Source organism: Sinorhizobium psoraleae, from assembly GCF_013283645.1.
Lineage (GTDB): Bacteria > Pseudomonadota > Alphaproteobacteria > Rhizobiales > Rhizobiaceae > Sinorhizobium > Sinorhizobium psoraleae.
Genome location: NZ_JABEKV010000053.1, coordinates 1 through 1506 on the forward strand (window position 1 = coordinate 1; position 1506 = coordinate 1506).

The window sequence follows — 1506 nt, forward strand, 5'->3', positions numbered from 1 at the left end:
TTGCAAGCGTTTTTTTCAAAACTGTCCAACCGGAACTGAGGCCAGCGCCGGTGAGCGAACGATGCAGGGGCCGAGCATCTGGATTGCGCGTGTGCCGAATGAGCGTTTGCCGGAAGCAGGGTCGTCTTCGCGGTCGATACACGGTCGCCGCATGATGGGGCTTCGCAGGTCGAGTGTTCCAATGTGGTTGACGCAATCCGCCGGTCAACTGCGGTTGCACCCCATCTTGCGGAATCACCGTACCCACGTCCCGGCAGGGACGTTCTGACACCGGCGCATCAGGACGCTGGCAGAAAGTATTCGGATCAGACCAGGCAGTCGTCGCAACACCTAGCCGTCGGTGGCATCCATTCCAACTGCCCGGTCAAAAAGCTGTCCAGTCTTGAGCATCGCGTGCATGGTGACAGATAATCTGCGCGCAACGGCGACCGCGGCCCGTTTGAAGCCCAGCCTTTCCCTTAGCTTTAACCCCCATCTGCGCAAACCGCTATCGGCACTGCTACGCGTGAGAATGACGGTTGCGGCTTCGAACAGGAGGCCGCGCAAATGGGCATCGCCGCGGCGCGAGATATGCCCGTCATAATCGACCTCACCCGATTGATACCGGCGTGTCGTTAGTCCCAGCCAGGCTCCCACGGACCGTGACTTCTTGAAGTTCTCAGGATCTTCAATGGCGGTCACGAACGAAGTTGCCGTGACGACACCAACACCGGGAACCGACATGAGTAGCCGGCACGATTGGCTCGCCCGCGCGACCGCAATCAGCTGCCTACTGAGCTCGGCCGCTTGTTCGCGCATGCTGTACCAGGCCTTCAAGAGTGGGAGAATGATCCGCGAAAGAGATTGGTGATCGTCCAGAAGCATACGAACATTGTTTCCGAAGGTTGCACCCTTGCCACCCGGCATGACTAAGCCAAACGTCTTCATCAAACCTCGGATCTGATTTGACAGCTCCGTGCAGATCGTCACCAACCGCGTTCGTGCCGCCACAAGCGTCCGGGCGAGCATGCTGTCGTAGCCTTTGACCCGGACTTCGCGGTAGAAGCCGACCTCAGCAAGATGCGCGAGGCCGTCAGCGTCATTCGCATCCGTTTTGTTCGCGGCCATGTCGAGCGCCGCCTTGGCATGCCGCGCGTCGATGCAAATCGCCGGAACCCCCGCATCGGTCAGCGCATGATAAAACCATATCGAAGGGGGACCAGTCTCAAAGACGACCCGTCTGGCGTCAGGCGCATGCTTGTGGAGCAACGTTACGATGCAGTTCGGATCGGATTTGCATTTACCCCGCCAGATCCTTTTTCCACCGCGCCGAATAGAAATGGCTGTCTCTTTCAGCGACACGTCAAGCCCGATATACTCTTCCATGGTTGTTCTCCGTTAGATGCCTGGGCCTGACTGCCAGTCGTGAGCCCGCACTTTCATCTTATCGGGGAACAGCCACCAGCTTCCATTGTCGGGACTGCATCAGGGGCGACTCGCTCCCGCGATTACCCCATGTGGTTGCCG

Annotated in this window: 1 protein-coding gene; it reads right to left on the bottom strand. The window is 58.8% G+C overall.

Annotation, left to right across the window (positions count from 1 at the left end):
• Nucleotides 1–330 precede the first annotated feature (330 nt).
• A complete protein-coding gene (locus ILFOPFJJ_RS34550) occupies nt 331–1365 on the bottom strand; it encodes an IS110 family RNA-guided transposase (protein ID WP_173514865.1) in 1035 nt (344 codons plus the stop codon).
• Between the last annotated feature and the right edge of the window lie 141 nt (nt 1366–1506).